Source organism: Bacillus hominis, assembly GCF_018332515.1.
Classification (GTDB): domain Bacteria; phylum Bacillota; class Bacilli; order Bacillales; family Bacillaceae_G; genus Bacillus_A; species Bacillus_A hominis.
The window spans coordinates 1-1,826 of sequence record NZ_BOQD01000377.1 but is presented as its reverse complement, the minus strand read 5'-3'; the positions used below and the strand labels follow the sequence as shown (position 1 = coordinate 1,826).

Genomic DNA, 1,826 nt, shown 5'->3' with positions numbered 1-1,826 from the left:
TTTTGTATGGAAAAGAATGCAGGAAAAACTTAAAAATAATAGAAATAAGTAAAGTATTAATCAAGAAATCGAAATATGGAGGATAATTGTTTTGAAACGTTACTATATTAACAACGAAAACATAAACGTACATATTACTGAATGGGGGAATAATGACAAACCCGTTATCTTTTGTTTACATGGATTAGGTAGTACGAGTTTAAGTTTTATAGAAATTGCTGAGGAATTAAAAGAAGAATATAGATTTATTTCTGTTGATGCACCAGGACACGGTAAAACAGCTCCATTTGAACGAACGGAAGATTATGAGATGCAAAATTTAGCAAATTGGTTAAAGGAAATAATAAATGAACTGAGAATTGAGCATTTCTATTTTCTATCACATTCGTGGGGAAGTTTTGTAGCGCTATTTTATTTATTAAATAATCCAGAAAAGGTATTAGGAAGCATTTTAATTGATGGAGGGTATCAAACGAAAAGGCTTCAAGAAGAAACGCTTCAAGAGGAAATCGCTTATTACGAAAAAGACTTTGATGAATACGTTTTTAATAATTGGGATGAGTTTTTCAAAAGTGAAAAAGAAGCTTATACTAGATGGTCTCCATTAATAGAGATTGCAGTAAAGGACCTTGGGATTGAAATGAATAATAAAGTATGTTGGCATGCGAGAGGTACAACAGCTGGGAATATTGTAAGAGGTATGCATAAGGATGAAACGATTGATATATATGAGAAGTTACCATCTAATATTGTTTTACTTCGAGCTACAGTTCCGCATATATGGGATGAATATAGAGATAAAACAGTAAATATTTTCAAGTTGAAAACTGGCGCGAAAGTGAAATTAATCCCTAATACTACACATTTGCTACACTGGGATAAACCAGAAGTTGTTATTGAGGAAATAAAAAGTAATTGGAGCTAAATTACTCATACTAAAGTTGTAGCTTCTATATGAAAAATCCATCCTTAGGTTGATTTTATCTATTTATAAGTGTAATACAATACGAATAGATAGAATAAAATAGGGGGATTTAATATGATTACACATATCTCAGATATAAAACTCCAAACGGTTTCTATAGAAGGGGTAAAACAAATTTATAAAGACATATTATCTTTTCCAATAAAAAAAGAAACCGCATCATATATTCAATTTGAAGTAACACCATATACAACAATTAGTTTCCAGGAAGTATATGAACCAATTGCACCTGCGCATTTCGCTTTTGAGATTCCATATTCAAAATTTTATGAGACAGCAAGATGGCTTGAAGGATCTGGATTATTTATTGTGAAATGGAAAGATGGTCATACAATTGACGAGGAGAGCGGTCGATTCAATTTATACTTTAAAGACGGTGATGGAAACCTTCTCGAAATTATCGCACATAGTTATGTTCAAGAAAAAGTATTAGTCCCGCATTCACCGTTAAACATTTTATACGTAAGGGAAATTGGTCTTCCGGTTAAAAGTGTACCTGTATTTACGGAATGGTTGAAATCAAATCTAGACATGGAAACGAAGGAAGATGGGGATATTTTTAACTTTGTAATAGGCGGCACTGCATATATCATCGCAACCTGGTGGCAGCGACCTTGGATTCCCATTGCGATGAAAGCTTTACCACCGAAAGTACATGTTTCACTCGGAACATCGGATCATGTATTTTTACAAAAAATCCAAAATAACTTTAAGAAAAATAGTGTTCCATTTCAATGTAAACATAATGAAGTATCATTTATTGAGCAAGGATATTCATTTTCTATTGTGCATACACCAGAGTTTCACTCCAATATTCCGAGTAAATTAAACTTACCACTTT

The 1,826-nt window shown here is 32.4% G+C and carries 2 protein-coding genes; both read left to right on the top strand.

Annotated elements, in window-relative coordinates:
- Nucleotides 1-91 precede the first annotated feature (91 nt).
- The gene (locus KI356_RS25200) at nt 92-925 is read left to right on the top strand and encodes an alpha/beta fold hydrolase (protein ID WP_212936805.1); all 834 of its coding nucleotides are present in this window, start codon (nt 92-94) and stop codon (nt 923-925) included.
- A 114-nt stretch (nt 926-1,039) separates the two neighbouring features.
- Nucleotides 1,040-1,826 (top strand): VOC family protein (locus KI356_RS25195; protein ID WP_212936804.1); only part of this gene is annotated, 787 nt, incomplete at its 3' end.